Annotated in this window: 15 protein-coding genes; 8 read left to right on the top strand and 7 right to left on the bottom strand. The window is 66.0% G+C overall.

Annotated elements, in window-relative coordinates; genetic code table 11:
* Nucleotides 1-131 precede the first annotated feature (131 nt).
* On the bottom strand, nucleotides 132-515 hold the full coding sequence (locus tag V9F06_01040; protein ID MEI2616205.1) for a TraR/DksA family transcriptional regulator: 384 nt from the start codon (nucleotides 513-515) through the stop codon (nucleotides 132-134).
* A 199-nt stretch (nucleotides 516-714) separates the two neighbouring features.
* Between V9F06_01040 and V9F06_01035 the strand changes: the two genes are divergently transcribed.
* From V9F06_01035 to V9F06_01025, 3 genes are all read left to right on the top strand, one after another.
* Nucleotides 715-1134 carry a PPOX class F420-dependent oxidoreductase gene (locus V9F06_01035; protein ID MEI2616204.1) on the top strand — a complete coding sequence of 140 codons (420 nt, stop codon included), beginning with the start codon at nucleotides 715-717 and terminating at the stop codon, nucleotides 1132-1134.
* A 63-nt stretch (nucleotides 1135-1197) separates the two neighbouring features.
* Complete coding sequence (locus V9F06_01030; protein MEI2616203.1) at nucleotides 1198-2592, top strand: cation:proton antiporter; 1395 nt, start codon at nucleotides 1198-1200, stop codon at nucleotides 2590-2592.
* Nucleotides 2589-2909 carry an NAD-binding protein gene (locus tag V9F06_01025; protein ID MEI2616202.1) on the top strand — a complete coding sequence of 107 codons (321 nt, stop codon included), beginning with the start codon at nucleotides 2589-2591 and terminating at the stop codon, nucleotides 2907-2909. The genes V9F06_01030 and V9F06_01025 overlap by 4 nt, the downstream gene beginning before the upstream one ends.
* A 13-nt stretch (nucleotides 2910-2922) precedes the next feature.
* On the opposite strand, the gene V9F06_01020 is transcribed toward V9F06_01025, so the two are convergent.
* Nucleotides 2923-4230, bottom strand: coding sequence for an MFS transporter (locus tag V9F06_01020; GenBank protein MEI2616201.1), 1308 nt, complete (start codon nucleotides 4228-4230; stop codon nucleotides 2923-2925).
* A gap of 208 nt (nucleotides 4231-4438) precedes the next feature.
* Between V9F06_01020 and V9F06_01015 the strand changes: the two genes are divergently transcribed.
* Together V9F06_01015 and V9F06_01010 are read left to right on the top strand one after the other, a co-directional pair.
* Nucleotides 4439-5266, top strand: coding sequence for a hypothetical protein (locus V9F06_01015; protein ID MEI2616200.1), 828 nt, complete (start codon nucleotides 4439-4441; stop codon nucleotides 5264-5266).
* 57 nt (nucleotides 5267-5323) lie between these two features.
* Nucleotides 5324-5869: a DUF1684 domain-containing protein gene (locus V9F06_01010; GenBank protein MEI2616199.1), complete on the top strand. Its 546-nt coding sequence runs from the start codon at nucleotides 5324-5326 to the stop codon at nucleotides 5867-5869.
* A gap of 50 nt (nucleotides 5870-5919) precedes the next feature.
* Here the strand turns inward: V9F06_01010 and V9F06_01005 are convergent, their stop codons facing one another.
* Together V9F06_01005 and V9F06_01000 are read right to left on the bottom strand one after the other, a co-directional pair.
* Complete coding sequence (locus tag V9F06_01005; GenBank protein MEI2616198.1) at nucleotides 5920-6867, bottom strand: pyridoxal-phosphate dependent enzyme; 948 nt, start codon at nucleotides 6865-6867, stop codon at nucleotides 5920-5922.
* A complete protein-coding gene (locus V9F06_01000; GenBank protein ID MEI2616197.1) occupies nucleotides 6830-8128 on the bottom strand; it encodes an MFS transporter in 1299 nt (432 codons plus the stop codon). Before V9F06_01000 ends, V9F06_01005 begins: the two co-directional genes overlap by 38 nt.
* A 224-nt stretch (nucleotides 8129-8352) precedes the next feature.
* Between V9F06_01000 and V9F06_00995 the strand changes: the two genes are divergently transcribed.
* The 3 genes from V9F06_00995 (at nucleotide 8353) to V9F06_00985 (ending at nucleotide 11974) form a co-directional block, all read left to right on the top strand.
* Nucleotides 8353-9525: an acyl-CoA dehydrogenase family protein gene (locus V9F06_00995; protein ID MEI2616196.1), complete on the top strand. Its 1173-nt coding sequence runs from the start codon at nucleotides 8353-8355 to the stop codon at nucleotides 9523-9525.
* On the top strand, nucleotides 9525-10751 hold the full coding sequence (locus V9F06_00990; GenBank protein ID MEI2616195.1) for a CaiB/BaiF CoA-transferase family protein: 1227 nt from the start codon (nucleotides 9525-9527) through the stop codon (nucleotides 10749-10751). Before V9F06_00995 ends, V9F06_00990 begins: the two co-directional genes overlap by 1 nt.
* A gap of 137 nt (nucleotides 10752-10888) precedes the next feature.
* On the top strand, nucleotides 10889-11974 hold the full coding sequence (locus V9F06_00985) for a hypothetical protein (protein MEI2616194.1): 1086 nt from the start codon (nucleotides 10889-10891) through the stop codon (nucleotides 11972-11974).
* Between the two features lie 97 nt (nucleotides 11975-12071).
* Here the strand turns inward: V9F06_00985 and V9F06_00980 are convergent, their stop codons facing one another.
* The 3 genes from V9F06_00980 to V9F06_00970 all read right to left on the bottom strand — a co-directional run bounded on the left by V9F06_00980 (nucleotide 12072) and on the right by V9F06_00970 (nucleotide 16376).
* Nucleotides 12072-13763 (bottom strand): SulP family inorganic anion transporter, encoded by a 1692-nt coding sequence (locus V9F06_00980; protein ID MEI2616193.1) that lies wholly within the window; start codon nucleotides 13761-13763, stop codon nucleotides 12072-12074.
* Between the two features lie 33 nt (nucleotides 13764-13796).
* Nucleotides 13797-14258 carry an LURP-one-related family protein gene (locus V9F06_00975; GenBank protein MEI2616192.1) on the bottom strand — a complete coding sequence of 154 codons (462 nt, stop codon included), beginning with the start codon at nucleotides 14256-14258 and terminating at the stop codon, nucleotides 13797-13799.
* A gap of 216 nt (nucleotides 14259-14474) precedes the next feature.
* The gene (locus V9F06_00970; protein MEI2616191.1) at nucleotides 14475-16376 is read right to left on the bottom strand and encodes an alkyl sulfatase dimerization domain-containing protein; all 1902 of its coding nucleotides are present in this window, start codon (nucleotides 16374-16376) and stop codon (nucleotides 14475-14477) included.
* Nucleotides 16377-16501 lie beyond the last annotated feature (125 nt).

The raw sequence follows: 16501 nt of genomic DNA, 5'->3' as shown, positions 1-16501 counted from the left end.
GCCGCCCTTCTGTCTGTGGAAAGCACCGGTTGCAGAGACATGCCGTAGCCAGCGAACCGCGCGGTGCGGCGCGCGCCGCCGGCCGTCCCGCCCTATGCCGGCTCGATCTGCGGATACGGTGGCAGGCCGGTCTAGTCCACTTCCCGATCGACGATCTCCTGGCACTCGATGCAATAGAGCGCCCAGGGCAGCGCCTCCAGCCGGCCGGGGTCGATCTGCTTGCCGCAGCGTTGGCAAATGCCGTACACCCCGTTCGCCAGGCGCGTCTGCGCATCGCGAATCGAATACTCGCGGTCGGTGAGACCTGCGCGAATCGTTGCCAATCGCTCCAACTCGTAGACGTTGCTGGCTTCGTCGGCCAGATGATTGGCCGGCACCCCGCCCTCTTCATCCTCGTCACGCGAGAGCGCCGGGATCTCCTGCTCGATCCGCTGGAGCGACTCCAGCGTCTCACGCAGCTCGGCATTGAGCCGGTCGGACCATGCTCGCCGCTGGTTCGCATTCATCGTCATCATCTGCGTTCCTCATGCTGAACGCCCCGACTCGGGGCGCGCTGACAATATTCCTGAGTAACCGTCGCAATGTCTGTGCCGGTCGTGAAATGCCGCTGATGGTCGATCCCGGCTATCATGAACCTGCGTCCTGCGCGCCATTCGAGGTCCGGGTGGGGCCGCGGGCCATGACGCCGGGCGTCGCGACCGGGGGGAGCGTCGAATGACGAGCTACACGAACGAGGATCGCGAGCTGCTGGAGCGGCCGGCCTTCGCGGTGCTGACGACGCTGGGCGCCGACGGCAGCCCGCAGTCGACAGTCATGTGGTTCAGGCTCGTGGACGATGAGGTGCGCATGATTGCGCCGGCCGCGTCGGTCAAGGCGCGGCATATCGCGCGCGATGGCCGCGTGACGGTTGTTGTCACCGATCCGGGGAACGGTTACGCCTACGTCGGGGTGCGCGGTCTGGCCAGCCTCATCCACGATGATGCCGCGGCGCGAGCCGAGCTACGGCAGATCGCTGCGCGCTACATAGGCGATGCTGCCGGGCGCTATGTCGAGTCGCTCTCAGCCGATCCGCGCGTGCTGATCGTCATTCGGGCCGATCAGATCAGCGGCCGGCACAGCCAGCCACCGGGCTGAACGACTGAGGAGAGGCGCCGTCCGGCGGCGCCCGATTGTTGACCAGCACCGACGGGACACCGATTGGATCACCCGCAGCTTGTCTCCACGATCGGCATGGCCCTGACGGCGGCGTTCGTTGGCGGAGTCGTCGCGCGGCGCTTACGCGTGCCAGTCATTCTCGGCTATCTGGTTGCCGGAATCCTGATTTCGCCGTCGACGCCGGGGATTGACCTCAACTCCGAAATCGTCCAGACGCTCGCCGAGCTGGGCGTCGCCTTCCTGATGTTCTCGCTGGGGGCCGAGTTCTCGCTGCGCGAGCTGCTCCGCATCCGGCGGATTGCCCTTGGCGCAGGCGCGCTCCAGATTGTGCTGACCCTGACTGCCGGAGCGGCGGTCGCGCTGACACTGGGCTGGTCGGGAAAGGCCGCGGCCGTGTTCGGCATGGTCGTCGCGCTCGGGTCTTCGGCCGTCGCGCTCAAGATGCTGCTGCTTCGCGGCGAGATGGAGACGCGCCACGGGCGGGCGACCGGTGGTGTCGCCATTTTCCAGGATCTCGCTCTCGTTCCGATCCTGATCACGCTGCCGATCCTGGCCAGCAGCGGAGACGGCAATGTTCTGGCCGTCATCGCCCGGTCGGTCGGAGTCGCGGTCGCAGTGCTGGCGGCGGTGCTGATCCTGGGCTTGCGCCTCGTTCCGATCCTGCTGGAGCTGGTCGAGCGGACGAAGTCGCGCGAGCTGTTCGTGCTCTCGATCATCGTGATCGCGCTCGGCGCGGCGTTGGTGACCGAATGGGCCGGCCTCTCGATCGCCCTTGGCGCCTTCCTGGCCGGCCTGATCGTGTCCGAATCCGACTTCTCGCATCAGGTCCTGGTGGACATCACCCCGTTGCGCGATGCCTTCGCGACGCTCTTCTTCGTCTCGATCGGCATGCTGCTCGACCTGCGGCTTGTCGCCGAGCATCCGTGGGCAGTCGCCGGGCTGGTGCTACTCGTTGTCTTCGGCAAGACAGTGATCCTGGCGGGGGTTCTTCGGCTATTCAACCTCTCGCGAGCCAGCGCGGTGATGGCCGGTGTGCTACTGGCCCAGGTTGGCGAGGTGTCGTTCATCGTCGCCAGCGAGGCGCTCGGGCACGGGATTATCGCCAGTGACCAGTATCGGTTGATCCTGGCGCTATCGCTCGGCACGCTGATCGTCGCGCCGCTGATGGTCAATGCGACGCCGGGAATTCTGGCACTTCTGCCAACGCCTGGCGCGGCCGCCGCCGGCCAGCCGATGTTCGAGCCTATCGTCGACGTGTCGATGCGCCGGCACACGATCATCTGCGGGTATGGGCGGATCGGTGCGCAACTGGCCGATGCGTTGCAGCGTCGGGGCTTCCACTTCATCGTCATCGACAACGACTTGCCAACCGTGCGGTCGGCGCAAGGAGGGGGGTCACCGCCATCTTTGGCGATGCCGGGAACCCGAACCTCATGACGAAGCTGGGAGTCGAGCACGCTCGGACACTTGCTGTCGCGATCTCCGACCCGCTGGCGGCCGAGGTGGCCGTCGCTGTCGCGCGGCGGCTCAACCCGCGGGTGGATATCGTCGCGCGCGCGCGAAGCCGCGAACAGATGCGACGATTGCGAGACCTCGGAGCGGACGAGATCGTCCAGCCCGAGTTCGAGGCCGGGCTCGAGCTGGTGCGCCACGTGCTGCACGCCCACGGGCTCGAGCAGCGGCAGGTCGCCGCGATCATCCAGCGCCGTCGGTCGGCCTACTACGAGCCGGAGGAGACAGAGCGGCCTCGATGAGCCGGCCGCGGCGTCAATCGCCGACGACGGACGATGTCGCCCCTGCGAGCTCGGGCGTCCGGCCGGCTGGAACTGGCAACGCCTCGATCGGTCGCTCGCGGATGACAAACGTCGCGACCGCTGCCGCGACGCCCATCGCGACGTTGGCGAGCAGCGAGGCGTGATAGTTGCCGGTGATGTCGTAGTCGAGGCCGGCCAACCACGCCCCGACGCCGGAGCCGACGTTCATGGCGGTGAAGATGAAGCCGAAGATCGTCGCTAGCGACGCGCGCCCGTAGATATCTGCGGCCATTGCCGAGGCCAGCGGGGTTGTCGATGTCCAGGAGATCCCGAGGACGACTGCCGCCAGGAAGATGCCAGGAATCCACGATCCGACTGCCAGCAGGATCAGAAATGACAGCCCGCGCAGGAAGTAGGTCAGCGCCAGCATCTGGCGATGGCCGGCCCGATCCGAGAGGAAGCCCATCACGATCGCGCCGATGATGCTGCAGGCACCGACGACCGAAAGGGCCAGTGATGCAGTCGTTTGCATCGTGTGGGTCGAATGCTCGGGCATGTCGGTCAGATACGGGATCATGTGGACCGAGGTGAATGCCATCGTGAAGCCGCAGACGAACATGCCGAACGAGAGCTGCCAGTAGGCCGGGGTCCGGATTGCCCTGCCGAGCGTCACCTTCGGCCGATTGTCGATCTGCCCATCACGGCCGCGGGCCGGCCGGTCTCGCGGGGCGTCGCGGACGAAGAGGATCGCGATCGGCAGGATCAGCACCAGCAGCGCGATGGAGATCGCCAGGTAGCTGGCGCGCCAGCCCCAGTGCATGAGGATGACCGTGGCGATCGGGACGATCAGCAGCTGGCCGTAGGCCGAGCCGGAGGTCGCCATCGACAGCGCCAGCCCGCGGCGCTTTTCGAACCAGCCGTTGACCAGCGCGGTGGTGTTGACCGGCGAGGTTGCGGCGAAGCCGAATGCCGCGAGCAGCCCGTAGAACACATAGACCTGCCAGAGGCTATGGACGACCGTCATCGGCAGCATCGCTAGCGCGGTGATGATGACGCCAGCGATCAGGATGCGTCGCGAGCCGTAGCGGTCCACTATCCAGCCAACGATCGGCTGTAGCAGCGAGAGCGCGACGACGCTGATCGTCACCGCGAGCGCCATGTCGGCGCGATCCCAGCCGAACTCGTCGCTCACCGGCTTGAGCACGACCCCGAACAGGAACCGACCTCCGGAGCTGATCGCGAGCGTCAGCATCACGGCAATCACGACGACCCAGCCGGTATAGATACCGAAGATCGACCGGTCGTTTTGTGGCTCGGGCATGTAGCGACGGCCCTTCTACAGGTGTTCATGCGTGCGGAGTCGGGGTTCGGACGCCGTCTCTGACGAGATAACGAGCCTCTTGACGGCGAGAACGTCTATCATCATAAGTGATGATAACCGCGTTCTATCGGATTCCGAGGCGTATGTGCCGGTGGAATTGCTCGGTGGCGCGGTCTGCCGTTGTGTAAAACAGGTGGAGTAACTGTCGATGGAGATCCGTGAACTGGTCGATCTGGCGATCCGAAACTACGGAGAGCTCGAACAGGTCCCGCTGGCCGACGACATCCCCGAGGACGTCGCCTACCTGGCAACGCCAAGCCGGCTGGGCTTCGCGCTCGGCTGGGTCGTTGCCAACGCGGTCGTAACAGCGCGCTATGCCACCTCGGGGATCGACGCGCTGCCCGTCTATCATCCCGAGCATGGATGGGATCGCTTCCTGCTCACTCGCAGGACGACGGGGAAGACGTTTGCGAACGAGATCGCCAATCGCTTCGGGATGCTGATGATCGACGGGAAGAACCCGCCCCGGCTGACAGAGCCAGGCGGCGAGGAGCGCATGGCGCTCGGCAAGGCGCTACGCGACGATCCGGGCAAGGCGGTTATCGAGGTTGTCCGCGAGGTCCAGGCCGCGTCGCTGATGCCGCTCGATCTCGGCATGCGATGGCGCGACCGCCAGCGCAACTACCCTCGGCTCTACGCCGCCGTCACCGAGCTGATCATCGAGCATCCTGGCGTCGTGGCCGCCCGCGAGATCTACGTCGACGACCAGCAGGTCGATGGCGCCTTCCACCCACTCTACCTCCATGGCGCAGCGCCAGAGCCTGCGATGCTCTACGACTGGTTCCTCATTCAGTACGCAGACCGTGCCGCGTTCTTCCGCACCCACGGCGGCCAGTCGATCTATGAGACCGCGCGGGGCGGCTGGTCGACTGTCAAGCATCAGCTGTCGGACGAGGAGTCGGTCGAGGGAATGAAGCAGCGCATGAAGGCCTGGCTTCGCATCGAGGGGGAACCTGACCAGTCGGCGAAGGACTAGTCGGATCTGATATCATACCCCCGGGGGGTATCATCGACCCGAAAGGAGCCTGACCCAATGACGACGACACGACCATCGCGGCTTGCCGGCTACCGCCAGCGACGCGACGAGTTCATGCGCACCGGCGAGCACTCGCCGCTGACCGATACGCAGAAGGCTGGCTTCGTTCCGCTGGATTACTTCGAGGAGGATCCCAGCCTGGCTCTCGTGCTAGAGGTCGACACCGACATCCCGCACGATCCGGTCGAGCTGCCGACGACGACCGGCGAGAGCCGTGAATACGTGCCCCACGGACGGATCACCTTCGAGGTGGAGGGCCAGCAGGCGACGCTCACGGTCTATCGGGAGCCAGAGCGCGGGCGATTACTGATCCCATTCCGCGATACGACGAACACCGTCGAGACCTATGGAGCAGGCCGCACCGTCGACCCGCAGGAGCGGCCGGACGGCCGGCTGTCGGTCGATTTCAACTACGCCTACGCGCCGTACTGCCAGTACAACGACAACTGGGTCTGCACCGTCCCGCCGATGGGGAACTGGCTGAAGGTCCCGATCCGGGCCGGCGAGAAAACCTACCCGAACAAGGAGTCCAGCGAGGGATAAGGGACTGGTAGGGGCGAACCTCGTGTTCGCCCCCTACCAGGGTCGCCGGCTCAATCCTCGGCGGTGATGATCTCGGCGAGCTTCGCCGGGTCGATGCTGCCGCCGCTGATCATGGCGATGCTGCGATCGTCGCCGTACTTCGTCGCGGCGGCGGTGGCCAGCGCGCCGGCCCCCTCGGCAACGAGCTTGTTGCGCAGCGCGAGATGCCGGATCGCCCGGATGACATCGTCGTCCGAGACCGTCACGATCTCATCCACCAGGTCGCGCAGCAGCGGGTACATCTCGGGGAACATGAAGCTGACCGCGACGCCGTCGCAGATCGTGTGCACCTCGACGTCGACCGGCTCGCCCGCCGCCAGCCCGGCGATGACCGGCGTGCAACCTTCCGGCTGGACGCCGACGATCCGGACGTTCGGCGCGAGCTCCTTGAGCGCGTTCGAGATGCCGCTGATCAGCCCGCCACCGCCGATCGGGACGTAGACCGTCTCGACATCCGGCATATCCTCGAAGATCTCCAGCGCGATCGTGCCGTGGCCGGCCAGCAGGTCGCGGTTGGCGACCGGGTGGATGAAGGCATCCTCGAAGTCGCGATATCCGCCGTGGCGCAGGTAGTCGAACGCCTCGCCGGCCGGCCGCAGGTCGGGCACGCCACCGTAGGCCTCGGTGGCGCGTAGCTTGTTCTCCGGCGTCGTCGTCGGCATGATCGCCCGGGCTGGGACGCCGAACCTCCGCGCCGCCCAGGCGACCGCCTGTGCCGTATTGCCGGACGAGACGGTGCTGACCCCTTTGGCGCGCTCGTCAGGATCGAGCGAGGCGACGGCGTTGTAGACGCCGCGGATCTTGAAGCTGCCGACCGGCTGGAGCACCTCCGGCTTGACCCAGATCGAATCGCTCCCCCAGAGTTGCAGCAGTGGCGTGCGAACCGTCACGCCGCGCAACCGCGCTCGCGCCGCGTAAACCTCATCCATCGTTGGGCGGAGCGTTGTCGCGACCGTCATCTATCCCCCTCTTCTCTCCCGCTACCGTGACCGCGTCGACATTGTAGACGGCTGGCGTTGCGTCGAGCCGATATCCTCTCCAACCCAGCAGAGCAGATGCCATCGCTGCGAGCAACATCAGCGCGCCGAACGTCGTGTAGCCGGCGGTATCGATCAGCACACCGCCGGCCGCAGCGCCGAGCGCCCCGCCGACGCCGAGGAATGAGCCGTTCAGCGTCATCGTCGTGCCCTGGCCGGCGCTCGTTCGCTCGGCCAGCATCGTCGAGAGCACGATCCAGCCGGCCACCTGGGCGAGGCCGGTGAGAGCCAACGGCAGGACGCTCCAGACGCCCAGCGGCGCGGCGAAGAACAGCAGGAAGAAGCAGCCCATCGCCAGCATCGCGACCACATACGCCCTGGTCAACCCCAGCCCGCCGAGACGGCCTCCCGCCAGCAGCCCGCCCAGGATGCCCCCGGCGGCTTGCGCCATATATGCCCAGCCGATCGCCCGAAGGGAGAAGCCTCGGTCGCCCGCGAGGAACGCCCCGGTGAACGTCAACGCGCCGATCAGGCAGAACATCTGGGTTGCGGTCGCGCCGTAGAGCAGGCGGATGCGCCGGTCGGCGAGGATCGGCGCGTAGCGTTCCGCGATGTCCCGGCGGGTAATTCTGCCGGCGGGCGGAGAGTCGGGCCGCGGGACTGTCAGATATGTGGCGACGCAGGCAATGCCGACGACCGCCGCGACGACGAGGAAAGCGACCCGCCAGCTCGATGCCGCGCCGATGGTCGTCATCAGCGGAGCGCCGACCAGGCCGGCGACCGTTCCCGCCGTCGCCAGGATCGCCAGCGCTCGGCGGCGCTGCGCGCCATCGGAATGGCTGGCGGCGATGGCGTTCGGCATGCCGCTGGCCCCGGCGAACCCGACGCCGCCGGTGGCGCGGGCAATCGCGAGGACGATGACGCCCGGCGCGAATGCCGTGCCGGCCGCAGCCACGCCGATCAGCGCCAACCCCCAGAGGAGCATCGTCCGGTGTCCGAGATGATCGCCGAGCGGCCCGACGATCAGTCCGCCAACCGCGGTCGCGGCCAGCGCGCCCATCGACACCAGCCCCAGCATCGCCAGGCTCGTGTCGAGGCTTGTCGCGACTGCGGCGAGGAATGGCGACATCGTGCCGACGCTGAGCTGGGCGACGAATGCAGCGATAACAAGTGGCCCGATCTCACGGGCAAGTCCGGAGGGATTGGAGTGGCGCACGGTGGATGCTCCTGTTGTGTCGCCCATGCCAGAACCCCCGGCTGTGGGCGGTCGTCCATCATCGGTCAATGGCTGGTCTGGACGTGTCAGTGCATCGGGGCCGCTACGCCGTCTCTCCGTTGTCGTTGTCTGGTCGATACGTGGCAGATGGTATCTGCTGGCCGCCGGTCGCGCAACGGCGTGGGTTGTGACCGTGGCGTCTTTCTGTGATCATCCGGACGAGGCAGGGGCGCAGAGGGAGGGATGGCGACATGGGCGACGCGGAGAAGGACCAGGCCGAGCTGCACGCGGACCTGCGGGCGATGGTGGGCGAGCTGTGCCGCCGGTTTCCCGACGACTACTGGCGCAAGCTGGATCGCGAGCGCGGCTACCCCGAGGAGTTCGTCCGGGCGATGACGCAGGCCGGCTACCTCTCGGCGCTCATTCCCGAGGAGTACGGCGGCCTCGGCCTCGGCGTGACCGAGGGGGCGATCATCCTCGAAGAGGTCAACCGCTCCGGTGGCAACGCGGGCGCCTGCCACGCTCAGATGTACACGATGGGCACGCTGCTGCGGCACGGCTCCGAGGAGCAGAAGCGCGAGTACCTGCCGCAGATCGCCAGCGGAGAGCTGCGCCTGCAGGCGTTCGGCGTCACCGAGCCGGATAGCGGCACCGACACGACCAGCCTGCGGACGACGGCCGTCCGTCGCGGCGATCACTACGTCGTCACCGGCCAGAAGATCTTCATCTCCCGCGTCCAGCACTCCGATCTGATGCTCCTGCTGGCCCGCACGACGCCGCGCGACCAGGTGGCGCGCAAGTCGGAGGGGCTCTCGACCTTTCTGGTGGACTTGCGCGACGCGCCGGCCGACAAATTCGAGGCGCGACCGATCGACACGATGATGAACCACGAGACGAACCAGGTCTTCTTCGACGGGCTGGAGGTGCCGGCCGAGAACCTCGTCGGCGAGGAGGGCAAGGGGTTCCGCTACATCCTCGACGGGATGAACGTCGAGCGCATCCTGATCGCCGCCGAGTGCATCGGCGACGGCGACTGGTTCATCGAGCGCGCCACCGGCTACGCGAAGGAGCGCATCGTCTTCGACCGGCCGATCGGCCAGAACCAGGGCGTCGCCTTCCCGATCGCCCGCGCGTATGTCAACATCCGCGCCGCCGACCTGATGCGCCAGCGCGCCGCGGCCCTGTTCGACGCCGGCCAGCCCTGCGGCGCCGAGGCGAACATGGCCAAGCTGCTGGCCGCCGACGCCTCCTGGGAGGCGGCCAACGCCGCCGTCCAGACCCACGGCGGCTACGGCTTCGCCGCCGAGTTCGACATCGAGCGCAAGTTCCGCGAGACGCGCCTCTACCAGGTCGCCCCAATCTCGACGAACCTCATCCTGTCGTATGTTGCGCAGCATGTGCTGGGGCTGCCGAGGAGCTTCTGATGGATGGGGGACGAGGGACGGGGGACGAGGGACGCGGGGAGGAGCGGGATGCGCCCCTTCGCGGCATCACCATCCTCGCGTTCGAGCAGGCGGTGGCGGGGCCGTATGCGACGCGGCAGCTGGCTGACCTCGGCGCGCGGGTGATCAAGATCGAGCGGCCGGGGGTGGGCGACTTTGCGCGCGGGTACGACCGGACGGTGCACGGCATCGCCAGCTACTTCGTCTGGGCCAACCGCGGCAAGGAGTCGCTGACGCTTGACCTCAAGCACCCCGAGGGGCGGGCGGTGGTCGAGGCGCTGCTGGAGCGGGCCGATGTCGTCGTCCAGAACCTGGCGCCCGGCGCGATGGAGCGGCTCGGCTGGGGCGGCGGGGCGCTGCTGGAGCGCTTTCCGCGGATGATCTACTGCGGCATCTCGGGCTACGGAGACGACGGGCCGTATCGCGACCGCAAGGCGTACGACCTGCTGATCCAGGCCGAGGCCGGCATCCTGTCGATCACCGGCACGCCGGAGACGCCGTCGAAGGTCGGCATCTCGGTTGCCGACATCGCCGGCGGCATGTACGCGTATTCCGGCATCCTGACGGCGCTCTACACCCGCGAGCGGACGGGGCGGGGCGCGGTGCTCGATGTCGGGCTGCTGGACGCGCTGGTCGAGTGGATGGGCTACCCGCTCTACTACACGATGTACGGTGGCCGGCCGATGGCCCGCGCCGGGGCCAGCCATCCGGCGATCGCGCCTTACGGCCCGTACCCGGCCGGCGACGGCGCGCTGGTCCTCTTCGGCGTGCAGAATGAGCGCGAGTGGGCGCGGTTCTGCGCCGGGGCGCTGGGCGGCGCGCTCGATCCTGCCGACCCGCGTTTTGCGACGAACTCCGAGCGTGTCGCCAACCGCGCCGCGCTCGACGGGCTGATCGTCGCGGCGTTCGCGGGGCTCACCGCCGCCGAGGTTGTCGCCCGGCTCGACGCGGCCGGCATCGCCAACGCACGGGCGAACGACGTCGCCGCCGTTGCCGACCACCCGCAGCTGGCCGCGCGCGACCGCTGGCGCGAGATCGGCAGCCCGGTCGGCCCGCTGCGCGCGTTGCTGCCGCCGGTTGTGGCCGGCAATGTCGAGTACACCTTGGGCGATGTCCCCGACCTCGGCCAGCACACCGACGCGATCCTGCGCGAGCTGGGCTACGACGATGCGCGGATCGCGGGGTTGCGCGCGGCGGGGGTGGTCTGAGCTGATACGACATTGCAATGCTGAATCCCTCGCCGGGTCGTCAGCCTGAGGCTACACTTGACGTGACGTGTGTCCCTCCCATGGGGCCCACTCTGCTCGCGCCAGGTCGCGAGCATTGCGTTTCAGGGAGGCAGATCATGAATAACTATGAACTCCAGAGGCTCAAGGCAGCGACATCGTACCCGTCGATCACCATCACGCTGCCGACACATCGCACATCCCCGGAGAACCAGCAGGATCCGATCCGGGTGAAGAACCTGGTGACCGAGGCGACAAACCGATTGCTCGGCGAAATGACGCGCCGCGAGGCCGAGCCGCTGCTTACCCGTCTGGACGCTCTGGCCGCGGATATCAACTATCCGTACCTGCTCGACGGAACCGCGCTGTTCGTCTCGGCCGACGTGGCGGAGTGGCACACCGTGTCGCACACGCTCCCCGAACGAGTCATCATCGACGACACCTTCTTGATCCGTGATCTCGTCCGCGCGATGAATCGGTTCCGGCGCTACTGGGTGCTCGTGCTGAGTGAGAAGCCGACACGGTTGTTCGCCGCGAGCCGCGATAGCCTGGAGGAGGTGACCGTCGGCGGCTTCCCGATGGTCCATACAGGGCCGGGCGGCGAGGAATCACTCCCGGGCGGCTTTGGCATCCGGCGGTCCGCGCACCGGGACGAGCGGCATCGCCAGTTCTTCCGGGCGATCGACGAGGCGTTCAAGCCGTTCCTCGACGCCGACCCGCTGCCGCTGATCGTGGTCGGTGTCGATCGCTGGTTGTCGTTCTTCGGCGAGGTCTCGGCAGTCACCAACGACATCATCGCGACGGTCCTGGGCAACTACGACCACGCGACGCCGCACGAGGTAGCGCAGCTCGTCTGGCCGGTTGCCCAGGAGCAGTTCATGGCCCGGCGGCTTGAGGTTCTCGACCGGCTGGGGACGGCTGTCGGCGCGCAACGCTCGTCGTCGACGCTCGGCGAGGTGTGGCGCGCGGCGCAGATCGGGCGCGGCGACACTCTCATCGTCGAGGATAGCTACCATCAGGCGGCGCGGATCAACGAGATGGGCCTGCTCGATCTCGACGTCGACGATCCGAGCGCGTCGGACGTGCTCGACGACGCGGTGGATGAGACGATCACCGCCGTGCTGCGCAAGGGCGGCAGCGTCGTCTTCGTTGAGGATGGCGAGCTGGAACAGCACAGTCGAATCGCGATGATCCTGCGCTACTAGGCGACTGATCGCCATACGGCCGCTTCCGCCTCCAGTCAGCCGATCCCTGGTTGTCAGGGAGTCCGGCGGCTGAGGTGGAAGCGGCCTTTGATCCGCGCTACTGACCGGTCGGGGCGCGTCCCTCCGTGTCTGGGGCAGCTGACTGCGTAGCCATCCAGACGTTGGCGGCTTCCATCGCCTGTTCGACCGCCGCGCCCAGGCGGGGCTGGACTCGAAATACCTTGTCGGGGCCCAGCCAGCTCAGCAGGTGCGTCCGTTCCATCTGGTCGTAAAGGTGCTCGTCCACGCCCGCGAGCATCAGCTCGCATTCACTGGCGCGTAGTGCCTCCGCATAGCGCCGAACGACGGTGAGGAAGGTGCTGCCCACCTCTCCGCTGCCCCGCAGGCTGAGAATGACGACCGCATGGCGGGCGTCCTCCGCGCTCGGCAGGAGGGTCTCCAGCGTCGAGGCCGCGGCGAAGTAGGTGCTGCCGTAGATATACAGGACTGTCGTCTTGTTGCTGGGCAGTTGCGCGGGGGCGGGCGCTTCTTCAAGGAACCCGTCAGGCATGAGAACGATCTCGACGAGATTGACCTTGTTGGCCATTTGAAACACAGCCAGCAGGATCGAGACGGCTACCCCGGTGAAGACGGCGTACTGGAGGGGGACGAAGAGGGTCGCTGCAAATGTGATCAGCATCGCGACCATCGGGATCTGTCCGGTGCGAGCCACCGTGAGCATCTGGGGAATCGTCAGCAGCTGGAAGCCAACCACGATCAACAGGGCAGCCAGCGCTGCTTGTGGAATCAGCCCGATGAGGTTGCCAAACAGCAGCACGAGCCCGGCGACGAAGACACCGGCAACGACATTCGCCCGGCGGGTCCGCTGGCCGGCCTGGACCATCAACGCGGAGCCAGACATGGACCCGCCGGTGGGAATGCCCTGCACCAGGCTGGTTGCCATGTTCGCGACTCCTTGCCCCAGAAAGTCGCGAGACGTGTCCGCGTATTTGCCGTCCGGGTTCCGGTAGGTCTGGCTCACCCCCGCGCCCTGCACGAGCCCGACGATGGCCAGCGCCATTCCCGAGACGATCAGGTTGATGTTCAGCAGGGGCACGGGTAGCCTGAGGCTGGGGAGGGCGCGGGGAATCTCGGCGATATCGCGGACAATGAGAATCTGGTCTGTGTCGAGCAGAAAGACGACGGCGCTGGCGAGGAGCAGCGCGAGGAGCAACGCATAATTCCTGAGCAGGCTGCGTTGGAGCATCAGGATGGCGACCAGCGTGAGCGCGCCAACTGCGAAGATGCTCAGCTGGACATGCTGGAAGTGAATCACCAGGTCTAGCGCCCGGAACACGGCATTGTTCTGGCCGCTTCGAAAACCGGTCAGGTCGCCCAGTTGCCCCAGGATGATCAGGATGGCCACGCCATTCGTGAATCCGATCATCACCGAGTTGGGCACGTAGCGGATCAGCCAGCCCAGCTTCCGGACGCCCAGCACCAGCTGAAACAGCCCCATCGCCAGCACGAGTGTGACGAGCGCCGCCGTTCGCTGCTCGCCGGGAACAGACACCAGCGCGCTCGCCGTTGCCGCCGAGAGGGCGCTGGTGGTCGAGACGTTCAAGAAGACTGCGCCGGAGAACAGGGCGGCGATAGGTGTCGCGATCATCAGGCTGTAGAGGCCCAACACCGGATTGACCGTCGCCAGAGCGCCGTTGGCCATGCCCTGGGGGATGTTGACGGCCGCGAAGGTAAAGCCGGCCACCAGATCCGACTGCCACTGGCCCTTGCCGCGTGGTCGCTTTGCCATGAACTGTCCCGTCGGCGCGAGCAGCGTACGGCGCTAGCGCATCATGTCGATGGCAACGGTTATCGCCAGAATCAGCACGTCATCCTGGTCTGGCTCGATCTGAACGCCGTAGCTATCCCGCACACGGAACCATTTCCTGGAGACCTCGGCGACGAGATTGGATCCATCGCCGATGGTGTATTCGTGGTTCACGATATTGCCCCGGATCGCGAGGTCAGGTCCATCGCCGATCTTGACAGCCCAACGGTTGCGGATGGGCGAGATGAGTGCCTTCTTGACCATTGCCACTCGCTGCCCGTCTGGCCCTTCGATCTCCATCGTGTCCCTGACTCGCAGCATGCGCTCCTGGATCCTGCACAGCGCTCTGCCGTTCATGTCCTCGATGATCAGGGTCTGACGGATTCGAAGCGCCTTGCCGTCCACCTTGAAGACACGCTGTCCCCGGTCGTCCTCGATCCAGAAGTCGTCGCCGATGCTGATCAGCTTCTGTCTCATCTGGTAGCGGGTTCTCGCGCTACGAGCTTCGTCGCGCGCGTCACGTCGTCGGCGCAATACCATCGGTGGCCACCAATTCGTGAATTACCATGCGAATAGAAGGTACGCTGACCCTGGCCTCCGTGCCCGCTGGGCCAGTCGGTTCGGACTGGCTCACGCGCTTTGCCCGCCAGAGCTGGCGACACTGGAAGGCAAAGCGCCTGACCTGGATACGGGTTACGGCGTTACGATGTTGAACCAGAACTCGAACGTATCCAGCATCGACAGGAACTCGACCAGCTTTGCTGGATCCCCGTCGATGCGGGCCTGCCCCGTCGCCAGCTTGTCGGCCATTGTCGCCTCGCCCAGCACGACGGCGTCCAGGACGACGCGAGTTGTCGTGAGGGTGGCATCGGCATCGTCGGCCTGGCGACCCTTGGCGTAGTTCAACACCCCATGTTCGATGCGCAGCACGTACTGCTCGTCGATGTCAGTGAAGTGGGCATTGAGGGTGATGACCGTGTCCTCGGCCTTCTCGCCAATGAGCCGCACCGCCAGCAGGTCGAAGAACATGTCCAGTGGCGTTGCCCGTACGATGTCGGGATTCGTGGACTTGGGCGTTGCGATGTCGATCACGCCATCGCGCAGCTCCTTGGCCGCGCTCAGATAGAAGTTGCGCCATGGCCCCGACTCGGCCTGGTATCCCAACTGCTCCAGCGCGTCGGCCTGGAGATCACGAGCGGCCTCGTTGTCCGGGTCGGCGAACACGAGGTGGTTGACCACCTGCGCCACCCAACGGTACTCGCCCTGGTCGAAGGCCCTGCGAGCGTTGGCGAGCAGCGCGTCGGCGCCGCCCATGAACTCCACGTACTTCCGGCCGGCGGCCTCGGGCGGGAGGGGGTGCAGGGTCGCCGGGTTGCCATCGAAGAAGCCGAGATAGCGCTGGTAGATCGCCTTGACGTTGTGGTTGATGCTGCCGTAGTAGCCCCGATTATGCCAGGCACGGTAGATCTCGGCCGGCAGGTGGATGATCTCCGGGATCTCCAGCAGGGTGTACCCCTGGTTGGCGAGACGGAGTGTCTCGTCGTGCAGGTACTTGTACATGTCCCGCTGCAGCTTGAGATAGGCCGTGCTCTCGTCCGCGCCCCAGGTGGGCCAGTGATGGCTTGCGAAGACGACGTCGTAGCGGCCAGAGAAGTAGTCGATGGCCTCGTCGATGTAGTAGGCCCAGGCCTTGGCATCGCGCACCTGCGCGCCGCGAAGGGTGTAGAGATTGTGCATAGTGTGCGAGCAGTTTTCGGCCATGCACAGCGCGCGATACCGGGGAAACAGGAAGTTCATCTCAGCCGGAGCCTCGGTGTCGGGAGTGAGCTGAAATTCGATATCAAGGCCATCGATGGTCATCGTCTGGCCAGTATGCGTGATGGAGTCCGTCGGGATGATGAGGGAGTTTGACCCGACCGACGTCGTCTGACCCAGACCGGCGCCGACTTGTCCTTTGGTGTCCTTCGGCAGCAGATTACCGTACATGTAGCTGGCTCGGCGGCTCATCACGTTACCGGCGATAACGTTTTCGCTGATGGCATATTCGACGAAGTTTTCGGGGGCAATTACCTTGATCTTGCCTGCCTTGACGTCGGCCTCGTCGATAACGCCCTTCACACCGCCCCAGTGGTCCACGTGGGAATGCGTATAGATCACCGCGACGACAGGTTTCCGTCCGACATGCTGGTAGACAAGATCCATGCCGGCCCGCGCGGGCTCGGCCGAAATCATCGGATCGATGACGACGTAGCCGCTATCGGTCTCGATGATGCTCATGACCGACAGGTCGAACCCGCGGATCTGATAGACACCGTCGGTGACCTTGAACAGGCCATGGTAGAGCGCGTTGAGGCGTGACACACGCCACAGGCTCGGGTTGACTGACGGCGGAGCGGTCTCTTCCGACAGGAACGGAAAAGCGTTCAGGTCCCAGACAGGGCGGCCGTCAGCATTCGTGATGACCGGGTTATCACGGCTGGCGATGAAGCCCCGACTGGCCGATTCGAAGTCCCGGACATCCTCCCAATTCAGCTCATCGCGCAGCGTGTCATTGGCAGACTGGGTGAATCGCGTCGCGTCTTTCGCTTGCGACATCCTGTCCTCCGATCGAATTCGCGGCCTGACCGCGATACCAACGATAGTGTTGAATCAGGAAGAGGTATATCAAAGTGATGTTGGCGCAAACAATCGTATCACGATGTGGTTGACTTTGTCATTGC

It is taken from the genome of Thermomicrobiales bacterium, assembly GCA_037045155.1.
Classification (GTDB): Bacteria; Chloroflexota; Chloroflexia; order Thermomicrobiales; family CFX8; genus JAMLIA01.
The sequence above is the reverse complement of the archived record's forward strand: the minus strand, read 5'-3'. Positions and strand labels throughout refer to the sequence as shown.